Origin of the sequence: Kitasatospora sp. NPDC007106, from assembly GCF_040634455.1 — a bacterium.
Lineage (GTDB): Bacteria > Actinomycetota > Actinomycetes > Streptomycetales > Streptomycetaceae > Kitasatospora > Kitasatospora arboriphila.
The window spans coordinates 1-21421 of sequence record NZ_JBEYFP010000055.1 but is presented as its reverse complement, the minus strand read 5'-3'; the positions used below and the strand labels follow the sequence as shown (position 1 = coordinate 21421).

The 21421-nt window shown below is 73.6% G+C and carries 20 protein-coding genes and 1 riboswitch; of the genes, 9 read left to right on the top strand and 11 right to left on the bottom strand.

Annotated features, from left to right (window positions below; translation table 11 throughout):
* The 3 genes from ABZ641_RS08655 to thiC form a co-directional block, all read right to left on the bottom strand.
* On the bottom strand, positions 1 to 572 hold a 572-nt coding region (locus ABZ641_RS08655), incomplete at its 3' end, for an endo-1,4-beta-xylanase (RefSeq protein ID WP_359980182.1).
* A gap of 228 nt (positions 573 to 800) precedes the next feature.
* Positions 801 to 3428, bottom strand: coding sequence for an RICIN domain-containing protein (locus ABZ641_RS08650; protein ID WP_359980179.1), 2628 nt, complete (start codon positions 3426 to 3428; stop codon positions 801 to 803).
* Between the two features lie 736 nt (positions 3429 to 4164).
* Positions 4165 to 5976: a phosphomethylpyrimidine synthase ThiC gene (gene thiC / locus ABZ641_RS08645; protein ID WP_344623075.1), complete on the bottom strand. Its 1812-nt coding sequence runs from the start codon at positions 5974 to 5976 to the stop codon at positions 4165 to 4167.
* A riboswitch (TPP riboswitch) is annotated at positions 5972 to 6103 on the bottom strand. Its footprint overlaps the gene before it by 5 nt.
* Positions 6104 to 6201: 98 nt before the next feature.
* On the opposite strand from thiC, the gene ABZ641_RS08640 reads away from it, so the two are divergent.
* Entirely contained in the window at positions 6202 to 6405 is a 204-nt protein-coding gene (locus ABZ641_RS08640; RefSeq protein WP_359980176.1) for a hypothetical protein, read from the top strand.
* A 159-nt stretch (positions 6406 to 6564) separates the two neighbouring features.
* Positions 6565 to 8037: an SPFH domain-containing protein gene (locus ABZ641_RS08635; RefSeq protein ID WP_359980173.1), complete on the top strand. Its 1473-nt coding sequence runs from the start codon at positions 6565 to 6567 to the stop codon at positions 8035 to 8037.
* A 76-nt stretch (positions 8038 to 8113) separates the two neighbouring features.
* Here ABZ641_RS08635 and ABZ641_RS08630 read toward each other — a convergent pair whose 3' ends face one another.
* Positions 8114 to 9094: a hypothetical protein gene (locus tag ABZ641_RS08630; protein ID WP_359980171.1), complete on the bottom strand. Its 981-nt coding sequence runs from the start codon at positions 9092 to 9094 to the stop codon at positions 8114 to 8116.
* A 79-nt stretch (positions 9095 to 9173) separates the two neighbouring features.
* Positions 9174 to 9893: a VC0807 family protein gene (locus tag ABZ641_RS08625; protein WP_359980168.1), complete on the bottom strand. Its 720-nt coding sequence runs from the start codon at positions 9891 to 9893 to the stop codon at positions 9174 to 9176.
* Positions 9894 to 10103: 210 nt separating this feature from the next.
* On the opposite strand from ABZ641_RS08625, the gene ABZ641_RS08620 reads away from it, so the two are divergent.
* Genes ABZ641_RS08620 through ABZ641_RS08600 form a run of 5 tightly spaced genes read left to right on the top strand, consistent with a single transcriptional unit; the run spans position 10104 to position 15240 of the window.
* Positions 10104 to 11114, top strand: coding sequence for a ketoacyl-ACP synthase III (locus ABZ641_RS08620; RefSeq protein ID WP_359980166.1), 1011 nt, complete (start codon positions 10104 to 10106; stop codon positions 11112 to 11114).
* Positions 11111 to 11851 (top strand): glycosyltransferase family 2 protein, encoded by a 741-nt coding sequence (locus ABZ641_RS08615; protein WP_344623068.1) that lies wholly within the window; start codon positions 11111 to 11113, stop codon positions 11849 to 11851. The genes ABZ641_RS08620 and ABZ641_RS08615 overlap by 4 nt, the downstream gene beginning before the upstream one ends.
* Before the next feature lie 11 nt (positions 11852 to 11862).
* Entirely contained in the window at positions 11863 to 13317 is a 1455-nt protein-coding gene (locus tag ABZ641_RS08610) for a class I adenylate-forming enzyme family protein (RefSeq protein ID WP_359980163.1), read from the top strand.
* Positions 13314 to 14360 (top strand): cytochrome P450, encoded by a 1047-nt coding sequence (locus ABZ641_RS08605; protein ID WP_359980160.1) that lies wholly within the window; start codon positions 13314 to 13316, stop codon positions 14358 to 14360. Before ABZ641_RS08610 ends, ABZ641_RS08605 begins: the two co-directional genes overlap by 4 nt.
* 4 nt (positions 14361 to 14364) lie before the next feature.
* On the top strand, positions 14365 to 15240 hold the full coding sequence (locus ABZ641_RS08600; protein ID WP_359980157.1) for an NAD(P)-dependent oxidoreductase: 876 nt from the start codon (positions 14365 to 14367) through the stop codon (positions 15238 to 15240).
* A gap of 54 nt (positions 15241 to 15294) precedes the next feature.
* Here ABZ641_RS08600 and ABZ641_RS08595 read toward each other — a convergent pair whose 3' ends face one another.
* From ABZ641_RS08595 to ABZ641_RS08580, 4 genes are all read right to left on the bottom strand, one after another.
* The gene (locus ABZ641_RS08595; RefSeq protein ID WP_030270022.1) at positions 15295 to 15495 is read right to left on the bottom strand and encodes a DUF5326 family protein; all 201 of its coding nucleotides are present in this window, start codon (positions 15493 to 15495) and stop codon (positions 15295 to 15297) included.
* A 171-nt stretch (positions 15496 to 15666) separates the two neighbouring features.
* Positions 15667 to 16329 carry a thiaminase II gene (gene tenA / locus ABZ641_RS08590; RefSeq protein WP_344623064.1) on the bottom strand — a complete coding sequence of 221 codons (663 nt, stop codon included), beginning with the start codon at positions 16327 to 16329 and terminating at the stop codon, positions 15667 to 15669.
* 55 nt (positions 16330 to 16384) lie between these two features.
* Positions 16385 to 16702, bottom strand: a complete 318-nt coding sequence (locus ABZ641_RS08585) for a cupin domain-containing protein (RefSeq protein ID WP_030270025.1) — start codon at positions 16700 to 16702, stop codon at positions 16385 to 16387.
* A 96-nt stretch (positions 16703 to 16798) separates the two neighbouring features.
* Positions 16799 to 17740: an LPXTG cell wall anchor domain-containing protein gene (locus tag ABZ641_RS08580; protein WP_359980153.1), complete on the bottom strand. Its 942-nt coding sequence runs from the start codon at positions 17738 to 17740 to the stop codon at positions 16799 to 16801.
* Between the two features lie 472 nt (positions 17741 to 18212).
* Between ABZ641_RS08580 and ABZ641_RS08575 the strand changes: the two genes are divergently transcribed.
* On the top strand, positions 18213 to 18590 hold the full coding sequence (locus ABZ641_RS08575; RefSeq protein ID WP_030270030.1) for a phage holin family protein: 378 nt from the start codon (positions 18213 to 18215) through the stop codon (positions 18588 to 18590).
* 16 nt (positions 18591 to 18606) lie between these two features.
* Here ABZ641_RS08575 and ABZ641_RS08570 read toward each other — a convergent pair whose 3' ends face one another.
* Positions 18607 to 19035: an SsgA family sporulation/cell division regulator gene (locus ABZ641_RS08570; protein WP_344623061.1), complete on the bottom strand. Its 429-nt coding sequence runs from the start codon at positions 19033 to 19035 to the stop codon at positions 18607 to 18609.
* Positions 19036 to 19379: 344 nt separating this feature from the next.
* Between ABZ641_RS08570 and ABZ641_RS08565 the strand changes: the two genes are divergently transcribed.
* Complete coding sequence (locus ABZ641_RS08565) at positions 19380 to 19907, top strand: NUDIX domain-containing protein (RefSeq protein WP_344623060.1); 528 nt, start codon at positions 19380 to 19382, stop codon at positions 19905 to 19907.
* Between the two features lie 47 nt (positions 19908 to 19954).
* On the opposite strand, the gene ABZ641_RS08560 is transcribed toward ABZ641_RS08565, so the two are convergent.
* Positions 19955 to 21421, bottom strand: a 1467-nt coding sequence (locus ABZ641_RS08560; protein WP_359980149.1) for a globin domain-containing protein, incomplete at its 5' end; no start/stop codon positions are given.

Below are 21421 nucleotides of genomic sequence, written 5' to 3'. Positions count from 1 at the left end.
GCACTCCGGGCGGTACGGAAGGCCTCCTCGATGAAGCCGTTGCCCAGCACGTCCTGGAACACCGAGCTGCGGTGCCGGCCGCTGCCGCCGTCGGCAAACGCCTCGTTGACCACGTCCCAGGAGTAGATCTTCCCCTTGTAGTGGGACATCTCCTGGGTGATGTGATTGTTCATCACGCCGCGCAGGGTGTTGGCGTCCTTGATGGACTTCACCCAGCCGGGAAGCTGGGAGTGCCAGACCAGTGTGTGGCCGCGCATCTTCTGGCCGTGTGCGGCGGCGTGGTTGACGATCGAGTCGGCGGGGGCGAAGTTGAACGACCCGCGGGAGGGCTCGGTGGCGTCCCACTTCATCTCGTTCTCCGGGGTGACCATGGTGAATTCCCGGTCGAGAACGGTGGAGTACGTGGAGTCGCCGAGCCTGCCCGCGGAAACTGCCGTGCCGAAGTAGCGGCCGCTGACGGCCGCTGCGTCGGCGAGGGTGGTCGGCGTGCCGGCGTTCGGCGTGAACGCGGCCTGGGCGACCAACGGTACGGCTGCACCCACGGCGGCGAGCGCCGCGGCGGCGGCGATCAGGCGGCGCGTCGGCGGCCGGCGGCGATGAGAGCGGTTCTGATCTGGCAACAACTTTTCCCTCTGGCGCAGTGGGCCTCGGTCTCGGCCACGGTTACCTGCCAGTTGCCGCCACGCACACAAAGGTTGCCGCGATCGGGAGGACTTTTTGTCGAGCCGCCAAGTTGCGCGCCGTCAGACACTGCGAGGCCGCGGGCCGTTCGGCCTGCGGCCCCGCTCAGGGGGTCGGGATCAGGAGGGGTCGCCGTACTGGAGACCGCGACCGTTGGTACCGATGTACACCCGGCCGTAGGTGTCGGGGTCACCGGTGACGATGCGCGAGCCGGCGAAGTTGCCCCACTGGTGCGCGTCGTCGTTGATCCGGACCCAGCTCGCGCCCTGGTCGGTGGAGCGGAAGACCCCGGCGACGCCCTTGACGGTACCGATCAGGTACAGCGCCTGGTACGAGGTGCCCGGTGCGGCCTTGCCGAAACCGACGGCGGAGGCGGACTCCACCGAGGACACCTTGGTGAAGCTGCGGCCGCCGTCGGTGGAGTGCAGCAAACCCGTACCGTCGCCGGCGAGCCACAGGTCGCCCGCGACACCGGGGACGGCGCTGAGCTTGCCACCCGGCAGGTTGCCGGAGCGGGCGGTGAAGTTCGCGCCGCCGTCGGTGCTGACGTAGAGCGTGCCGTTGCTCAGCGAGTAGAAGGTGTTGGCCGAGGACCGGTCGGCGACGACCACGGCATCGTTGCCGAGGCCGTTGGCCCTCGACCAGCTCGCGCCCCGGTCGGTGGAGCGGTACGGGGCCTGGCCGGCCTCGGCCCAGACGAAGCTGGAGCCGTCCGCCGCGATCGCGATGTGGCCGCTGTCCGCGCTGGGCACCGGCTCGCCCTTGAAGCCGTTCCAGGTGTGGCCGCCGTCGGTGGAGAGGGCGCCGTCCTGCGCACCGCCCCGGCCGACCCGGACCACCAGCGAGGGGTTGGACTGGGCGTAGTCGACGGAGGTGCTGTTGTAGATCGTCGGGTTGGTCAGCCGCCCGGTGGGCTCCTTCGTCAGGTCGTCGTACACGAAGCCGCCCTGGTCGCCCAGCGAGGTGATGAGGGCGGCGGCGCCAGGCGGGGAGACCGCGTCGTAATACGCCGTCTCCTCCAGCCCGCGGGCTCCGATGAACCAGTGGCTGGTGCCGCCGTTGTCGGTCGCGTTGGCGTCCTTGCTGGCCCAGATGCCGTTGCCGGTGCCGTACATCACGTGCCCTGAGTCGAACGGGTCGATGCTCAGCGCGGTCATCCAGTGCCCGATGCCGGTGCCGAGGTACGGAGCGATGGAGGCGTCCCGCACGGACCTGTCGGACTGGGTCTTCCAGGTCGAGCCGCCGTCAGTGCTGCGGTAGACCTCGTCCTCGGGCCACCAGCGGTCGAGCGTGGTGACCATCACCGTCGACGGGTGCTGCGGATCGACGGCCAGGCCGGCGAATCCGTAGCCGCCCTGGGACGGGGAGACGTTCTTCCACGCCCCGCCGGCGGTGTTGTACTTCCACACCGAACCCGCCGTGACGCCGTTGGGCCCGGGGGCGTTGCTGTACGTCAGGTACAGCGAGCCGTCACCGGAGAGCACACCGTGCTGCGGCACCTGGCCAGTGGGCTGCCCGGAGACCGCATGCCAGGAGTCGCCACCGTCGGTGGACCGGTACAGGTTGGTGGACCTGTCGGCGACGCCGACGTAGATCGTGTTGCTGCCGGCCGGACCGTACGTCACGAAGGAGATGCCGGTGCCGAAGCTCGCGCCGTCCTTGACCGGGAACGAGGAGACCTGGTTCCAGGTCTGGCCGTGGTCGGTGCTGCGCCACAGGCCGTTCTTACGGGTGCCCAGCAGCAGGTTGTCGTGGTTCGCGGGGTCGATCACCAGACGCTCGCCCGCCCCGCGGGCGTCCTCGTTGCCGCCCAGCTTGAACGGCAGGTCGGTGCGCTGGAAGGTGCGGCCGCGGTCGGTGGAGCGCAGGATCGAACCGTTGCCGGCCCAGTCGTTGGTGTAGGTGCCGGCCGCAAGGTAGAGCCGGTCCGGATCGACCGGGTCGGTGGCCAGCGACTCGATGCCCAGCAGGTTCCAGTCCTTCTGGCCGACCCAGTCGGTGAGCGGTGTCCACTGCTCGGCCCCGGTGTCCCAGCGGTACGCGCCACCCATGTCGGTGCGCGCGTACAACAGGCCCTTCTCCTTCTGGTTGAAGACCAGGCCGGTCACGTAACCCCCGCCCGCCACCGGGGCGTTCTTCCACACGTACGGTCCGGACCCGGTCTGCGCGCCGCCGCTGTCAGCCACCTTCACCAGCTTCCACTGCTGGTTGGCGCCACCCCACCCGGGCCACTGGATGATCTGCGCGCCCCGGTCCGTGGAGTTGCCCGTGACGTCCAGGACCTGACCGCTCTTGCGGGAGGTGAAGGTGACGGCGTCGGAACCGCGCACATCGTCGATCCGCCACTGCTGGGACGCTGAGGACCTGTCCGTCTGCTGCTCGGCGGCAGCCGCCTGGCTGGTCGAGTCGCCCGCTATGCCCAGCACCTTGCCGCTGTTGCGGTTCACCAGCTCGTAGTAGCCGTCCCCGGTGGACTTCAGTTTCCACTGCTGGTTGGCGGTGTTCTGGTCTGTCCACTGCTGGATCCGGGTGCCGTCGGCGGTAGAGAAGGCGTTGACGTCCACCACCTGGCCGCTGCGTACCGAGACCAGCCTGTAGTAGGCACCGTTGTCGACCGTCGCGGCCTGGGAGTCCTCGGGTGTGAACATGAAGTACGAGACGCCGGCGAGGGGTACACCGAGCGCCAGAGCGGTGGCACTGAAACGACGGCGGTGACGCCCGCGGCGCCCGCGGGTGGGGTTGCTCATGGGTAGACGTTCTCCTTGCGAACTGTGCACGAGGGGAAGGCGGATCGGGACACCGGAACTGGCCGGATCTACTTCCTTGTGGTCACAGGCTCCGCAAAGGGTTGCCGCGAGCCGGAAACTCTTCCGGTCGCCTCGTGGTGAGGTGGACGTTGATCAGAGTCCAGGGTGACGTCGGCGCCCTCGGCGTCGACGTTCCACACGCGCGTAGCCCAGAAGGGTCGGCGTCCTCACAAGCGGCTCAAGAACACGGCTGAGCAGGCATATCGGATGCGGTGGCGCTGAAGAGCACGGCCGCACACGTCGGCTGAACGGCTCCTGCCGATGCGCCACCGGCGCGGACCAGGCCGTCCAGCCATGCCCGGCGGCGGGTGAGCACGGACGGTTGGCGGTTCACTCGTCGTCCGTTTCTCCGCGCAGATACGCCTGACGTCACGCGCGACCGGCGCCGCACCACCCGAGTGCAGCGCTCCCTTGCCCCGAGACCCGGGCCGGGCGGAGCTCGAAGAGATTCGCCGGCTCTTTGACGGCCAGCTCGTCCACTGTGATGCCCTCGGCTGTGGCCTGCTCACGCAGACGGACCTCAACACCGTCCGGCACCTGAATGGACATGCGGACACCGCGCGCCTGCACAGGAGGGCCGGAGCTCGGCGGAGACAATCCGGCCGCCCGGTAGGCCTGTACAGCGAAGCGCCGTCCCGGAAAGCGAAAGTCGCTCGGGACGGCGCTCGTCTGTAGGTCAGTCAGCCAGCGGCAGGTAGACCCGGTTACCCTGGGCCGCGAACTCCTCCGACTTGGCCTTCATGCCCTCGACGGCCTCCGCGTCGTACTCGGGCTCGGGCGCACCGTCGCCGTACTTCTCTGTGATGGTTCGACTGATCTTCATCGAGCAGAACTTCGGCCCGCACATGGAGCAGAAGTGCGCGGTCTTGGCGGGCTCGGCGGGCAGCGTCTCGTCGTGGAAGTCGCGGGCGGTCTCGGGGTCGAGGGCCAGGTTGAACTGGTCCTCCCAGCGGAACTCGAAGCGCGCGTCGGAGAGCGCGTCGTCCCAGGCCTGGGCGCCGGGGTGGCCCTTGGCGAGGTCGGCCGCGTGGGCGGCGATCTTGTAGGTGATGACGCCGGTCTTCACGTCGTCCCGGTTGGGCAGGCCCAGGTGCTCCTTGGGCGTGACGTAGCAGAGCATGGCGGTGCCCCACCAGGCGATCATCGCGGCGCCGATGCCCGAGGTGATGTGGTCGTAGCCGGGCGCGACGTCCGTGGTGAGCGGGCCGAGGGTGTAGAAGGGCGCCTCGTCGCAGATCTCCTTCTGGAGGTCCATGTTCTCCTTGATCTTGTGCATCGGGACGTGGCCCGGGCCCTCGATCATCACCTGGACGTTGCGCTCGCGGGCGATCCGGCCGAGCTCGCCGAGCGTCTGCAGCTCCGCGAACTGGGCCTCGTCGTTGGCGTCCGCGATCGACCCCGGGCGCAGGCCGTCACCGAGCGAGAAGGTGACGTCGTACGCGGCGAGGATGTCGCAGAGCTCCTCGAAGTTGGTGTAGAGGAAGTTCTCCTCGTGGTGCGCCAGGCACCAGGCGGCCATGATCGAGCCGCCGCGGGAGACGATGCCGGTCTTGCGGCGGGCGGTCAGCGGCACGTAGCGCAGCAGCACGCCGGCGTGCACGGTCATGTAGTCGACGCCCTGCTCGCACTGCTCGACGATGGTGTCGCGGTAGACCTCCCAGCTGAGGTCCTCGGCCCGGCCGTCGACCTTCTCCAGCGCCTGGTAGAGCGGCACGGTGCCGATCGGCACGGGGGAGTTGCGCAGGATCCACTCGCGGGTGGTGTGGATGTTGCGGCCGGTCGAGAGGTCCATGACGGTGTCGGCGCCCCAGCGGGTCGCCCAGGTCATCTTCTCGACCTCCTCCTCGATCGAGGAGGTGACCGCGGAGTTGCCGATGTTGGCGTTGATCTTCACCAGGAAGTTGGTGCCGATGATCGCCGGCTCGACCTCGGGGTGGTTCACGTTGACCGGGATGACGGCCCGGCCGCGGGCGACCTCGTCGCGGACGAACTCCGGGGCGAGCCCCTCGCGCAGCGCCACGAACTCCATCTCGGGCGTGATCACGCCCTGCTTGGCGTACGCGAGCTGGGTGACGGCGGCGCCGGCCCGGCCGCGCAGCGGGCGCCGCGGGCGGCCGGGGAAGACCGCGTCGAGGTTGCGGAGGTTCCCGCCGCGCGGCGAGGTGTGCTTGATGCCGTCGTCCTCGGGGCGGGCCTCGCGGCCCTCGTACTCCTCGACGTCGCCGCGCTGGCGGATCCAGGCGTCGCGCAGGGCGGGCAGGCCGCGCCGCACGTCGGGCTCGTAGGAGGGGTCGGTGTACGGGCCGGAGGTGTCGTACAGCGGGACGGTGCGGCCGTTGGTGAGGAGGACCTCCCGGTAGGGCACCCGGAGGTCGGGGCGGCTGCCCTCGCGGTGGGCCTTGCGCCAGGCCGGGGTCGGGTAGCCGGTGGACGCGCTGCTGACGCCCCGGCCGGAGACAGACTGCGGCTGTGCTTCAAAGGTGGTCATGAGACCCTCTACTCCCTACGCCGGCATTACCCGGTCAGGTTCCTGCGGTCGGCGCAGCGGTCGGTCCGTGTACCGCGGACCCTTCAGCGCCCTCTCAGCCCGGTGCTCCGAGCTCCCGTTGGCTGCAGGCGGATGCCTGCAGCAAGACGTCAACACCGTAGCGGCAGCGTCGTGGCAGGTCCAGACGGGTTCCGGCCAGTGGACGGGCGCGGCAGACTGGCCGGCATGGTGGGCAGCACAGGGCGGGTGACCGGGCGGACGGGGCCGGGGCTGGTGGGCGAGGTGATGGTGTTCGTCCCCGAACGGCACGGGACGGAGGCCTTCCTCGCGTATCCGGCGGTGCCGGGCGAGGAGCTGGTGGTGGGCACCCCGGTGGTGGTCGTGGAGTACCAGCCGCCGCGCACGGTGTACGTCGCGGCGGTCCTTTGACGGAATCTTGACGCACTCCTGGGCGAAACACGGCCGCCGGGCCCTTCCCCGGCGATCACGACAGGCGCAGAATCTCCTGCTGCCGCCGGCTACCGCGCCTTCCTGCACACCAGAGCGCAGCCACGGGACACCGGCGTGCCCTGAAGGGGGAATCAGCCGATGTTGATCGGCATCGCGGGGGCCGTCGTGGCTTCCATCGTCGTCCTGGTCGTGCTCTTCAAGCTCATGTGGCGGGTCGCCGAGCCGAACGAGGCACTGATCATCTCCGGGTCCCGGCACCGCTCCGAAGGGGTCGCGGACGGGCTCGGGTTCCGTATCGTCACCGGGCGCGGCACGCTGGTGCTGCCCGGTGTCCAGGTGGTGCGCCGGCTCTCGCTGGACCTCAACGAGGCCGAGCTGGACGTCGAGTGCGTGACGTCGCAGGGCATCCCGGTGCACGTCAAGGGCGTGGTGATCTTCAAGGTCGGCGACGACCCGGTGTCGATCGCCAATGCCGCCCGCCGCTTCCTCGACCAGCAGAAGATGATGGGCCACCGGGTCCACAACGTCTTCGCCGGCCATCTGCGGTCCATCGTCGGCGGGTTGACGGTCGAGGACATGATCCGTGACCGGGAGCGGATGACCGGGGAGACCCGGGCCGCGTCCGGCAGCGAGATGGAGAAGCTCGGCCTGATCATCGACTCGCTGCAGATCCAGGAGATCCTCGACCCGACCGGCTACATCACCAACCTGGCCGCCCCGCACGCCGCCGCGGTGCAGCGGGACGCCCGGATCGCCGCCGCGGAGGCGGACCGCCGGGCCACCGAGGCCGAGCAGGAGGCGTTCGCCCGCAAGGCCGAGGCCACCCGCAACTCGGGTATCCAGCAGGCCGGTTACCAGGCCGAGCTGGAGACGGCGCAGGCCCGGGCGTTCCAGGCCGGTCCGCTGGCGCAGGCCGCGGCCCGGCAGGAGGTCGTCGTCCAGGAGACCAAGGTCGCCGAGCTGGAGGCGGACCGCAAGGAGCAGCAGCTGCAGGCGGACGTCCGCAAGCCGGCCGACGCCCGGGCGTACGAGACCCGGACGAAGGCGCAGGCCGACCGCGACGCCCGGATCTCGGCGGCCGAGGCGCTGGCCCGGGAGACCGAGCTGAAGGCCGCGGCCGAGGCGAACCGGGTGAAGATCGCGGCCACCGCGGAGGCGGAGGCCACCAAGGCCCGCGGTCTGGCCTCGGCCGAGGCCACCCGGGCGACCGGCCAGGCCGAGGCGGCGGCCGCGGAGGCCAAGGGCCTGGCGGCGGCCGAGGCGGCCCGTGCGCTCGGCCTGGCCGAGGCGGAGGCGATCAAGGCGCGGGCGTCGGCCCTGGCGGAGAACCAGGAGGCGGTCGTCGCCCAGCAGTTGGCGGAGAACTGGCCGGAGATCGTCCGGGCCGGCGCGGAGGCCTTCGGCAACGTCGAGCACATGGTGCTGCTGAACGGCGCCGAGGGCATGGGCGAGATGATGGCCAAGGCGCTCACCATGGGCGGCACGGGTCTCGGTCTGGCCCGGCAGTTGCTCGCCGCGATGGGCCAGCAGCATGCTCCGGCCGAGCCGGTGGCCGCGGCCGGGCGCACGGTGAGCCACGCCATCCCCGTCCAGGAGGGCGCGGAGGGCTGAGCACGGCAGCAGCCCGCCCGGCCGCGGTGTGCGGCGGGGCGGGCTGCTGCGTGTCCGGGGGCGGGCGGGGCCGGTTTCAGGCCCGGTAGGCCTCGGCGAGGGCGGTGAAGACGGCCTTGGGGCGGCGGACGCCGTCCTCCAGGGCGACCGCGCCGTACGAGCCGAGGTCGAGGTCGTGGGCCGGGTCGCCGGGGCGGTGCGGGGCGCGGTAGCCGGCCCAGGTGAACCAGAAGGCGGCGTCCACGCCCTCCTCCTCGAAGACCGGCAGCAGCTCCTGCAGGTAGCGCACCTGCTCCTGCTCGTCGCGGACGAGTCCGGCGCGGACGGCGGGCGGCTGCGCGGTGCGGTCGATCACGTCCCAGCCGAGGCCGCCGCGGTCGCCGGCACCGGCGTAGGTGCAGCAGCCGAACTCGGTGACGGCCACCGGCTTGCCGTAGGCGGCGTGGGCGCGCAGCTCGTCGCGGTAGCGGGCGGCGTTGTGGGCGTCCCGGTAGGCGTCGACGGCGACCAGGTCGAAGGGCGTCCAGTCGATCCGCTCCCAGACGCCGGAGGCGTAGGTGATCCGGCCGCCGAACGCGGCGCGGCAGGCGGCCGCGGTGTCGGCGAGGAAGGCGTCGAGGCGGGCGGTCACGGCGGGCACGGCCTGCCGGGTCCGAGGGCTGAGGAGGGCGGCGATCCGCTCGCCGAGGTCGGCGCCGGGCAGGAACCCGTCGGCGAAGAGGGTGAGTTCGCAGCCGAGGACGAGGACCACCTCGGCGCCGGCGGCCCGCAGCCGCTCGGCGCGGCGGGCGCAGTCCAGCAGGACGGGCCGCATGGCCCGCTCGTCCAGGCCGCAGGGGAAGGGCGCGAACCAGACCTCCAGGCCGTGTGCGGCGGCGTGCTCGGCGGCGAGGGCGATCCGCTCAGGGTCGGCGCCGGTGATCCGGACGGCCGTGCAGTGCAGGTCCTCGGCGATGCTGCGCATCTCGGCGCGGACCTCGGCCGGGTCGAAGTGCGGCCGGGAGGACTCCCCGTCGGGGGTGAAGCCGGTGTCGTAGTTGATGCCCTTGGCGCGCATGGCGGTCGGTCCCCGTGGTCGTGGTGCGGCGGCTGGTGGGTCGGATGCTCGGTGCGGATGCCCGGTGCGGGTGTGCGGGTCACTCGGCGTCGGCGACGACCTGGTGGGCGATCCGCTCGGCGACGACGTTGCCGGCGAGGATGCCGACGCCGATCGCGGCGACCAGGAAGACGGTGCCGAGCCAGGCCATGGTCTCCACCGGCAGGGTGTAGGCGCCGACGACCCGGGCGACGCACTCGGCGACCAGGACGGTGCCCCAGACGAGCGAGAAGGTGCGTTCCTGGCGGCGGAAGGCGGCCGAGCCGGCGGCCAGCCGCTCCCAGGCGGCGTCCCGGGCGGCGATGCCCTTGACGATGAAGGGCTTGAGGCCGGCGGTCATCAGCGGGCGGCGGCCGAAGGCCGAGACGATGATCGAGATGCCGATGATGCTGCTGATCGCACCGTCCTTGGCGAGCATCAGCCGCGGGTCGCCGCTGATCGCGGAGAGCGCGATGCCGGCGGTGTTGACGACCAGCATGAGCAGCGCGAGTCCGTTGAGGGTGCGCTCGCGGAGCAGTCCGGCGACGGTGCGGACGGCCGGGACGGCGCTGGAGAGCGCCAGCGAGGGCACCAGGCCGAGGCCGAGGGCGCTGTGCGCGGCGAAGTAGACGCCGAGCGGGACGGCGACGTCGACCGCGAGCGGCCTGAGCGCCGCCAGCTTGGTGGCGGTGGCCTCGCTGCGGCCGCTCTTCGCGGTCTGCTCGGCCTGCTCGGTCTGCTCGGTCGTGTCGATCGCCGCGGTGGTGGTGATGGTGGCCATGGTGTCCGCTCCCCGTTGTCGGTGGTGCCCTGTTCCCGATGCATCGAGAATCCCGTGGACGGGGGGTCGCCCGGCAGTGTCGGCCGCACCGGGATCCGCATGACGGATGTCACGGCCGCTTCCCAGCAGGGAGGTTTGGGGTGATCGCCGGTCGGTCCTGAGTACGGGTACTCAGGCCGTGGGCGCCCGCGCCCCGGCAGCATGGCGGACATGGACCTTCGATTCCCGAGCGTGGGCATCACCGCGGTGGGCGCCGGCCTGCCGGCCCGGGTGCTGACGTCGCAACAGCTCCAGGACGAGGTGGTGGCGGGCAGCGGACTCCGGCTCCCCGAGCGGATGCTCGAGAAGGCCACGGGCATCGTGACCCGCCGCTTCGCCGCCGACGACGAGTACGCCTCCACGCTGGCCCTGGCCGCCGCCCGGAACGCCCTCGACGGCGCCGGGTACGACCCGCTCGACATCGACCTGCTGGTGTACGCCTCCGCCACCCGGGACGTCTGCGAACCCGCCACCGCCCACCTGGTGCAGGCCGAACTCGGCTCCCGGGCGCACGCGTTCGACGTCTCCAACGCCTGCAACAGCTTCATCAACGGCATCGACGTGGCCCGCGCGATGATCCTCGCCGGACGCGCCCGGCGCGCCCTGGTGGTCACCGGCGAGACGCCCAGCCGGGCGATGCGCCGCGACCCGTCCGGTCTGGCCGACTTCCGGGACGGCTTCGCCGGCTACACCTTCGGCGACGCGGGTGCGGCCGTGGTCGTCGAGCCGGTCGAGCGCGGCGGGATCCTCGACGTGGAGACCGAGACGGCCTCCGAGCACTGGGCGGTCGGCGGGATACCCGGCGGCGGCTCGCGCCACCCGCGCGGCGACGAGTACAGCTACTTCCGGGGCGGCGGCAAGGAGTTGCGCGGCGTCTTCGAGAAGATCGGCGGCGACATCCTGACCCGGGTGGCGGCCCGCACCGGCCTCGGCTGGGACGCCTACGCCCGGGTGCTGGTGCACCAGGTGACGCTGCCCTACCTGGAACGCTTCGTGGAGCTCACCGGGGTGCCGGAGGAGAAGCTGGTGCTGACCGTGCCCGAGCTGGGCAACGTGGCCAGCGCCACCCTCGGCGTCCAGCTCGACCGGATCCACGGCGGACTCGCCTCCGGCGACAAGGTGCTGATGGTCGGCCTCGGCGGTGGCGTCAGCCTGATGACGATGGTCTGGGAGGTGCCGTGACCGCGCTCTGGGTGGTCGTCCCCGCGTACCGCGAGGAGGCCCGGATCGGCGGCACCCTGCGCGCCCTGGCCGCGCAGCGGGACACCGACTTCACGCTGCTGGTGGTGGACAACGCCTCGGACGACCGGACGGTCGCCGTGGTCGAGGAGTTCGCCGCCGGGGCGCCCTTCCCGGTGCACGTCCTGGTGGAGCCGGAGAAGGGCGTCGGCTGCGCCGTCGACACCGGGTTCCGGCACGCCATCGCGCACGGAGCCGGCCTGCTCGCCCGCACCGACGCCGACTGCCTGCCGGAACCCGGCTGGACGGCCGCCGCCCGCGCCGGGATGCTCGCCTCCCGCGGCCTGGTCTGCGGCCACATCACCGCCCGGCGCGACGAGCACGGGCCGGTCGGCCGCCGGGTGTTCCGGGCCCTGGTGGTGACGGGTGCCTTCTTCGGCCGGATCCGTCCCGCGCACCACCGTCGGCACGGCTTCCTGGTGCCCTACCGGATGCACGCGGGCAACAACATGGCGATCACCGCGGCCCTGTACGAGGCGGTCGGCGGGATGCCGCGCCGCCCCTCGCCGACCGACCGCACCTTCATCAACCGGGTCCGCCGGCACACCACCGCGATCGTGCAGCAGCGCGACATGGTGGTGCAGAACTCCACCCGCCGGATCCGCGCCTACGGCGTCCTCGGCACCGCCCGCTGGTACCTGGAGCGGGGCAGCGGCGGCCGCTCCGTCGACCCCCGATGAAGGAGCCGGACGTGCTCGACCACCTCAGCCGGGTGCTGCGCGAAGGCGCGGACCGCCCGGCCGTCCTCGGCTGCACCCGCAGCGGCTCCGTCCGGGTGCGGGCCCGCTGCGGCGAGATCGCCGACCTCGCCGACCGGTACGCCGCCGCGCTGCACCACGGCCACGGGCTGACCGCCGGGGACACCCTCGGCGTCGCCGTCCGGCCCGGGCCGCGCGCCCTGGCCCTGATGCTCGCCGCGCACCGGCTCGGCCTGCGCGCCGCCGTCCTCGACCCGTCCGCCGGCCCCGACGTGCTGCTCGCCCGCCTCGAACTGGCCCGCCCCGCCCTGGTCGTCGCCGACGCCGCCGCGCAGGCCGTGGCCGGCTGGGCCCGCGGCCTCGCCCGCCGCGCCTCGCTGGAACTGCCCCGGCTGGACGCGCTCGGCCCGGTCGCCACCGCCGGTCCGCGCCGCCCCGGCTGCGCCCCCGCCCTGCGCTCCACCGGCGGACGCCCGCCCGCCGGCTACGACGGGGACGGCGACGCCGTGATCGTCTTCACCTCCGGCACCACCTCGGCGCCGCGGGCCGTGGTGCACACCCGCGCCTCGGTCGCCGCCGGGATGCGGGCGGTCGCCGGGCTGGTCCGCCCGCAGGCCGGGCAGGCCGTGCTCGGCGGCACCTTCTTCGTCCTGGTGCCCTCGCTGGCGGCCGGTGCCGCCGTCGCCCTGCCGGCCCGCTCGCCGAAGGTGCTCGGCCGGCAGGTCCGCCGCCTGGAGCCCTCCGAGACCTATCTGACGCCGCCGCAGCTGCGCGGCCTCGACCACCTCACCGGCCGGGTCTGGACGGGCTCCGCCCCCGCCTCCGCCGAGCTGCTGCGCCGCGCCAAGCAGGCCGGCGCGACCGAGGCCTGGGGCGTGTACGCGCTCACCGAACTGTTCCCGGCCGCGGCCGTCGAGGAGGCCGAGAAGTCCGCCTTCGACGGCGACGGCGACCTGCTCGGCCACCCGCTGCCCGGCGTCACCACCCGGCTCGCCGACGGCGGCGAACTGCTGCTCTCCGGGGCCGCCGCCCGCGACCGCTACCTCGGCGAACTCCCCGACCCGTGGGTGCGCACCGGCGACCGCGCCCACCTGGACGCCGACGGCCGGATCGTGCTCGCCGGCCGCTGCAAGGACATGGTGCTGCGCCGCGCCGAGAACATCTACCCGGGCCTGTACGAGCCCGCCCTGCACCTGCCCGGTGTCGAACTCGCCCTGTTGGTGGGCGTGCCCGCCGGGGACGGCGACGAGCGGCTGGTCGCCCTCGTCCAGCCGCGCCGCGGCACCGACCCGCGGCGGCTGCGGGCCGACCTGGAGCGCCCGCTCGCCCGGATGGGCAGTGCCCGCCCCGACGCCGTGCTGCTCGGCGAGGTGCCGCTGGCCGGCCGCTCCCGCAAGCCCGACCGGGCCGCCGCCGCCCGGCTGTGCGACCGCGAGCTGGCCCGGTGACCGGGGACACGGCCGCCCGGGCCCGCACCCACCGCACCGCCCGGCGGCTCGACCGCAGGGTCTACCTGGGCTCCCACCCGGTGCTGTTCACGCTGCTCGCGGCCACCCGGCGCCGCCCGGTGCTGCGGCTCGGCCGCACCGTGCTGGTGCACGGCGCCGAGGCGTACCGCGAGGTGCTCACCCGGATCCCGCTGGACCGCACCGCCGAGGGCACCACCGGCGGCGCCGCCGCCCGGCGGACCGACGGCGGGCTGCTCTTCGACCAGGACGGCGGCGAGCACCGGGCCGCCCGCCGCGACCTCACCGAACTGCTCGGGGCGAAGGGCACCGAACGGCTCCGCCCGGTCTGGCAGGCCGTCCTCGACCGCCGTCTGGGCGGGTTCACCGGCACCGTCGACCTGGTGGACGTCGTCCGGGAGCTCGCCGGGGCCACCGCCGCCGCGCTCACCGGCTCCGGCGCCGATCCGCTGCAGCTCGCCCGGGCCTGTGCCGACGCCGCGGCCGAGGCCGCCCGGGAGCACCTGCCGGGCCTGCCCCGGCGCACCTCCACGACGGCCGCCGAGCACCTCAACTCCCTGCTGCCGCACGGCCGGGACGCCATGCTCGCGGTCGCCGCGGTCAACACCACGATCGCCGCGCTGCCCAGGGCCGCCGCCTGGTGCGCCCGGGCCGGCCTGTGGGACGAGGTCTCGCCCGAACTCGCCGTCGAGCTGCTCCGGTTGACCGCCCCGTCGCCGCTGCTGCCGCGGGTCGCCGCCGACGAGGGCACCGCGGCCGGCTGCCCGATCGGCCGCGGCGACCGGCTCGTCCTGGTCGCCCGGCACGCGGCCGGCGCCCACCGCACCGGGCCCACCGACCCGCAGGCCGCCCAGGCGGTCTTCGGTGCGGGCCCGCACGCCTGTCCCGGCGCCCGGCTCGCCCGCGCCCAGCTCACCGACTTCCTGGCCGTGCTGGCCCCGCACCGGCCGGTCGTCGTCCGGGCCGCGGTGGACCGGCGCGCCGCCCTGCCCGGCTACTCCTCGCTGCTCGTACGGAAGGGCTGACCGCATGCTCCGGATCGCCGTGACCGGCGCCAGCGGCTTCTGCGGCTCGTACGTCGCCCGGGCGGCCGCGGCCGGCGGCGCCGAGGTGCGCTGCCTGGGCCGCCGGCCCGGCCCGGTCGGCCGCCACATCCCGTGGGACGCCGCCGCCGAGGCCCCCGACCTGGCCGGTGCGGACCTGGTGGTGCACTGCGCCGCCGCCGTCGGCGACCACCCGCCGGGCTCGTCCGCCGAGGCCGAGCAGCACGCCGTCAACGTGGACGGCACCGCCCGGCTGCTGGAGGCCGCGGCCGGTCGGCCCGTGGTGTTCGTCTCCAGCGCCAGCGTCTACGACCCGCGCGCCGACCGCACCCTGGTCCGCGAGGACCACCCCACCGCCGGCGGCCACCGCAACGCCTACGGCCGCACCAAGGCCGCCGCCGACCGGCTGGCCCTGGCGGCGGGCGCCGTGGTGCTGCGGCCGCGCGCCGTCTACGGGCCGGGCGATCCGCACCTGGTGCCGCGCCTGCTGGAGCGGGTCCGCCGCGGCCTCCTGCTGCTGCCCGGCCCGGACGTGCCGCTCAGCCTGACGGCCGTGCAGAACCTGGCCGACGCCTGCCTGGCCGCCGCCGACTGGGCGCCGGGCGCGTACAACATCGCCGACGCGCAGCCGTACCGCCGCGACGCCGCCGTCCGCACGGTGCTCGCCGGGCTGGGCGTCCGGGTGCGGATCGGCCACGTGCCGACCGCCGCCGCCGAGTTCGCGGCCCGCCGCGGCCTGCTGCCCGGGCTCACCCCGTACGCCGTGGACCAGCTCGCCCGGCCCGTGGTGCTGGACACCGCGAAGGCCGCCGGCCGGGGCTTCCGGCCGCGGTGGGAGCTGGCCTCCGCACTCGCGGCCTGACGCGCCCGGGCCCCGGACACCGTGGGGTGTCCGGGGCCCGGGGGGCTGTCCGGCTCAGCTCTTGGCGGCCTTCTTGACCAGGATCACCACCGCGGCGCCGAGGCCGACGACCAGCAGGACCTTGATCAGGAATCCGATCAGCGAGCTGACCACGCCGACCACGAACCAGATCAGGTTCCAGGCCAGGATCAGCACCAGGATCGGGACGACGATGTTGCGCACCCACGAGGGCAGCGACTTCCAGAGCTCGGCCATGTCCGTTCCTTCTCTCCCCTCGGGCTCGGCGCCGGTCCGTCCGCCGCTTTCCCGCTCGCTTCCGATGCTTCGATCGTAGGCGGCACCGGGGCGCCGATCGAGGGCCGGCGGCCCGGAGAGAACCCGGAGATCACCCCGAGGCCGACCACCGGGTCATCCCTCACGGGGACGTCAGACCGGCCAGGTCTCGCCGCGCCAGGCCGCGTCCCAGAACATCCACTCGTAGCGCGAGGTGGTGCTGAAGTGCCGCACCGCCCGGCGCCGTTCGGCCGGGGAGATCTCCTCGCCGAGCCGGTCGGTGAGGTCGAGCACCCGCCGGACGACCGACTGGAAGGCCTCGTCGCCGTAGGTGGCGATCCACTTGGCGTAGAGCGGGTCGGGGGAGGACTTCGCCAGCAGCTCCTCGCCGACCCGGGCGTAGATCCAGTAGCAGGGCAGCACCGCGGCGACCGCCTCGGCGAAGGAGCCGCCGTGCACGGTGGCCAGCAGGTAGCTGGTGTAGGCGAGGGTGGTGGGCAGCACCGGTTCGGCGGCGGCCTGCTCGGCGCTCTCGCCGAAGGCGGTGAGGAACTCGCCGTGCATCTCCTGCTCGGCGGCGAGTGCGCCCACCGCGTCGTCGGCGAAGGCCCGCACGTCGGCCTCGTGCGGCGCCCTGGCGGCGCAGACGGCCAGGGCCCGGGCGTAGTCGCGCAGGTAGTGCGAGTCCTGCACCACGAAGTGGCGGAAGGCCTGCCGGGGGAGGGTGCCGTCGGTGAGGCCGGCCAGGAAGGGGTGGGCCAGGATCTCGTCGTAGACCGGCTCGATCGCCGACCAGAGTTCGTCGGTCAGGGCCACTGCTCTCGCTCCTCGTGTCGGGTGGTCGCGCCCGGCCGACCCTATCCGGCGGAGGTCAGTCCTCGGGCGGCGAGAAGATCACCAGGACGCGCAGCTCCTCGGTGATGTGGTGGAAGCGGTGCGGCACCCCGGCCGGCACGTAGACGACGCTGCCGCGGCCCACGGTGGCGGTCTCCCGGCCGACGGTGATCTCGGCCCGGCCGCTGATCACCTGGTAGATCTCGTCCTGGGCGTGCGGGGCCTGGGTGTCGGTCTCGCCGGGGGCGAGCGCGTACAGGCCGGCGGACATGTTCCGCTCCTTGAGGAACTGCAGGTAGGAGCCCTGGTGGGCGGCCCGTTCCGCGTCCAGCTCGTCCAGCCGGAAGACCTTCATCGCGCGCTGCTCCTCTCCGGGTCGGGGACCATTCAACACCCGGACGGGCTCCGGCCCGGCACCCGTGCGGGTACCGGGCCGGAGGGTGCGCACGCGTCAGGCGCGGTGGGAACCGGCGTTGCGGCGGCGCAGCACGACGAGCGTGCCGACGCCGAGCGCCAGCACACCGGCGCCGGCGGCCGCGATCGCACCGGAGTGGTCGCCGCCACCGGTGTTGGCGAGGCGGTCGCCGGCCTGCGCCTTCGCCTTGGTCACGTCGGTGCTGGAGGGCCGCTTGGTCGTCAGCACGCCGCCCTGCGGGGCGGTGGGCTTGCCGGTCGGCTTGCGGGTCGGCTTGCCGGTGGGCGTCGCGGTCGGCTTGCCGGTGGGCTTGCCGGTCGGCTTGCCGGTGGGCGTCGCGGTCGGCTTGCCGGTCGGGGTGGTGGTGCCCGCCACGATCGTGAAGGGCTGGACGGGCCCGGTGACGACGGGGTTGGCGTCGGGCTCCTCCGCGCTCTCGTCGACCGGGAAGACCGCGGCGGCGGGCGTGGCGGTGGCCTTGCCCGGCTTGGCACCGGCGGTCAGGCTGAGGCGGACGGCGATGCTCACGCTCTCGCCGGCGGGGAGGGAGATGAAGGGGTCCTCGTCGGAGTCCTCGGGGCCGACCTGGGCCAGCACCACGGCGAGGTCGGAGCCGTCCTCCGGGGTGTCGACCTCGACGGTGGCGTTCTTCCACACACCGCTGTCGGGGTCCTTGTACTGGGCCTTCACCTGGTCGACCGCCAGGTGGTCGGCCGAGGCGAGGAGCACGGCCGGGAGGAGCACCGCGTCGCCGCCGAGGTTGGTGATCTCCTGGGTGAAGGAGACCTGGGCGCCGCCGGCGGTGATCTGGCCGGGGAAGTCCTTCAGGGAGAGGGCGGCACCCGTCTTGGCGGGCGCGGCCTTGGCGATGCCCGGCACGGCGGCGGGGGCGGCCAGGGCGGCGGGGGCGGCCGCGAGGGCGGCACCCGTCACGAGCGTCGTGGCGGCGGAGACCGCCAGGGCACGGCGCAGCTTCATCGAAACCTCACAGGTCTGCCGGCACACCCGGTGTGCCGGCACGGGGGAGTGACATGGGGCGGCGCCGCCAGGGCGCCGCCGACCTGCGGATTTCCGCACGATCGAAGCCGGATCGTATCCAGATGAATAAGTGCTGGATAAGGGCGGGGTGCCCGCTGGGAGGGACCGTCACGTCCACGGCTCCGGCACGGCACGGACACCTGTTTCCGACATCCGGAATACAAGATTCCACGGTTCGTCAGCACTCTGGCCGGGCCGCCGAGATGGCGAGCCGGGCGGCGGACGGTGCCGTCCCGCCCCCGGAGGGACGGACTGCGCCGATGCGCAGGGGAGCCGCGCGGCGCGGCCCACCGGGGCGTGACGGGAATCACATCACAGGTCGGCGGGCGGGGTGTCCCGGAACCGGCACGGGTTCACCACGTGGCCGCCGGGAGCTTCCCAGCGGGCGGGCGGCCTGCCACCATCCGGTGCCATGAAGAGTTTCGTGATCAAAACGCTCATCAACGCGGCGGCGATCTGGGTCGCCGCCTGGATCGTCGACGGGATCACCCTCTCGGACGGGAGCTGGGGCCACCAGGCGCTGACCGTGATCGCGGTGGCGCTGGTCTTCGGCGTGGTCAACTTCCTGATCAAGCCGTTCGTGAAGCTGCTCTCGCTGCCGCTGTTCGTACTCACGCTCGGCCTGATCACCTTCGTGATCAACGCGCTGATGCTGTGGCTGACGTCCTGGGCGTCCGACAAGATCGGCCTGGACTTCCACGTCTCGGGCTTCTGGTCGGCGCTGCTCGGCGCCCTGATCATCAGCGTGGTCTCGTGGGGCCTCGACCTGGCCCTGGGGGACGACGACTGAACCGCCGGGCGGGGCGTCAGCCCGCGTTCTCGCAGCCGCCGCTGAGGATCAGGTCGAGCTGGGCCTCCAGTTCGACCTCGCTCTCCTCCTGGCCCATCGGCACCAGCCGGTCGGTGCGGGCGAGGAAGGCGATCAGCGGCGGGGCGGGGGCGTTCAGGGTGGCGTCGCCGTCGGGCGAGCGCAGCACCACGCCGATCTCGGTGAGGTCCTCGCCGATCGGGTGGATGTGGACGTCCCCCTCGCCCGCCGGCCGGCTGATGCCGTCGACCAGCAGCTCGCGGGCGAAGTACCAGGTGACCGGGGTGTCCCCGGGCAGGTGGAAGGTGAAGCGGACCGCGTACGGGTCGTCGGTGTCGTAACCGAGGTCGACGGCGATGCCGACGGAGAGCTCGGCGCCCGCCACGAGGTTCATCACCACGTGGCCCTGGACTGTGCTGCTGTGCATGCCGCGCTACCTCCGCGATCCGTTGGTGTCGCCTGCCCCGGCTGGCGGCCATTGCAGCACAGGGACCACCCCGCTTCAATGATTACAGCGGGTGAAGACGCCAAATGAGCTTCAATTCGAAGGCCAAAGCCTATTCGCATCTTAGCGATCGACCACACCTTTCGGGGCGGCCTTCGAATGGAAGATCCAATACCGTGACCGCCCGGTCCTGCTCGAACACGCAGCGGCACGCCGAATCATCCGTTCGGCCCAACGTTTTCCTCCTGTTCGCCCATGTGTGCGAGTTTCATTCCCCCCGGCGCGCGGGAGAATCCCGCACAACCCCCGCGCCTCCGGAGGTGGCCATGGCCGTCCCCGTCCGCCCCGTCGTCAAGCGCACCGCGCGGGCGATCCTGCTGGAGGACGACCCCGGCGATCCGCACGCGCCCGCCACCATCGTGCTGATCCGGCGCGTCCGGCCTGGCGCGGCGCACCCGTACTGGATCACCCCCGGCGGCGGCGTGGAGCCGGAGGACCGCTCGGTCGTCGACGCCCTGCACCGCGAACTGGACGAGGAGCTCGGCGCCAAGGCCGTCGACGTGGTGCCCGCCTTCGTCGACACCGTCGCCCACTCCCACCACGACGACGGCACCCCCGCCCACCCGCACGGGGTGAAGGTCCAGCACTTCTTCGTCTGCCGGCTGGCCTCCATGGACCTCTCCCGGCGGCACGGCCCCGAACTGGAGGACCCGAACGGCGAGTACGAGATCGTCCGGCTGCCGTTCACCCGCGAGGGGGTCACCTCGGTCAACGTCGTGCCGCCGAGCCTGCGCGCCTACCTGGCGGCCAACATCGAGGGCGTCCGCGCCCTGCTCGCCCGCGACCTGGCCTGAGCCGGACCGGGCCCGCCGGGCGCCCGGGCGGGCCTCCCGCCCGCGGCTCACCCGGCGGGGTACTCGGCCGCGAGGTCGTGGTGGATCCGGTCCTGCGCGACCCCGGCCCGCAGCAGCACCCCGACGGCCCGGCGCACCATGGCCGCGGGCCCGCTCACGAAGGCGTCGTGGCCGTGCCAGGGCGCGTACCGGGAGACCACCTCGGGCAGCAGGCCGACCACCGCCTCGCCGGGCGCCGTGCCCGGCGACTCGACCACCGGGTGCACCTTCAGCCAGGGGTGCCTCCGGTCGAGCCGGCGCAGTTCCTCCAGGGCGTAGAGCTCGGGCAGGCTGCGGGCGCCGTAGAAGACCTCGACCGAGCGGCCGTTCACGCCGTGCTCGGCGACCTCCTCCACCAGCGCGGCGAGCGGGGCGATCCCGGTGCCGCCGCCCAGGCAGAGCAGGTCCGCACCACGGGCGTGGTCGACGACCATCCCGCCCGTCGCCGGGCCCAGCCGCAGCACGTCCCCGGGCGCCGCCCGGCCGACCAGGGCGGTGCTCACCCAGCCCGCCTGCACGCCCTTGACGTGGAAGGTCAGCAGTCCGTCCGGGCGCGGCGCCCCGGCCAGCGAGTACGGCCGCCAGACCCGCGGCCACCAGGGCGTCTCCACCGCCGCGTACTGGCCGGCGCGGAACGGGTAGGGCTGGTCGGGCCGGACGGTGAGCACCGCGACGTCACCGGCCCGGCGCTCGTGCGAGACGACCTCGGCGTGCCACCAGGCGGGCGCGGTGCGGGCGGACTCCTCGGCCGCCTCGATCATGATCCCGGAGACCAGCCGGTACACCCGGCGCCAGGCCAGCTCCGTCTCGCCGTCCCAGCGGTCGCCGGAGTACTTGGCGAGCGCGGCCACCAGGCACTCCCCCACCGGCGCGTAGTGCGCGGTCCGCACGCCGTACTTGCGGTGGGCGCGGCCGAGCCCGGTGAGGTACTCGGTGAGCTTCGCCGGCTCCCCGGCGCTGCGGGCGGCCGTCATCAGCGCCCGGAACAACCGGTCGCGCTGCACGTCCATGGCGGCCGGGAAGAGCGCCCGGACCTCCGGGTGGTGGAGGAAGATCAGCGCGTAGAAGTGCGCGGTGGCACGGTCGGCGACCGGTTCGACGGCCGCCAGGCTGTCCCGGATCAGGGCGAGGTCGCGCGGGGTGGGCGGCAACTCGGCCTCCGGGGACGCGATCCCCGGCAGGTGCCCGGGCGGCGGGACGGGGAGCGGTGCGTCCTCCGTCCAGGCCCGGCTCCAGCGGTCGCCGGGGCCGGACCGGTTGAGGGCGGGGGCGCCGGTGAACCGCGGTGCGGGCGGCGGCCCGGCCGGGGCGTCCGGGCCTGCGTCCGGGCGGCCGGGCGCCGGGATGCGCGGCGGCACCGCGGGCGGCGCCGGAACGGCGGGCAGGGCCGGTCGGGGCGCCGGACCGGGCCCGGCGGGGCCGGCCGAAGCGGACGGGAGCGCGGCGGGCGGGGCCGCCGGGGCGGGTGCCGCGGG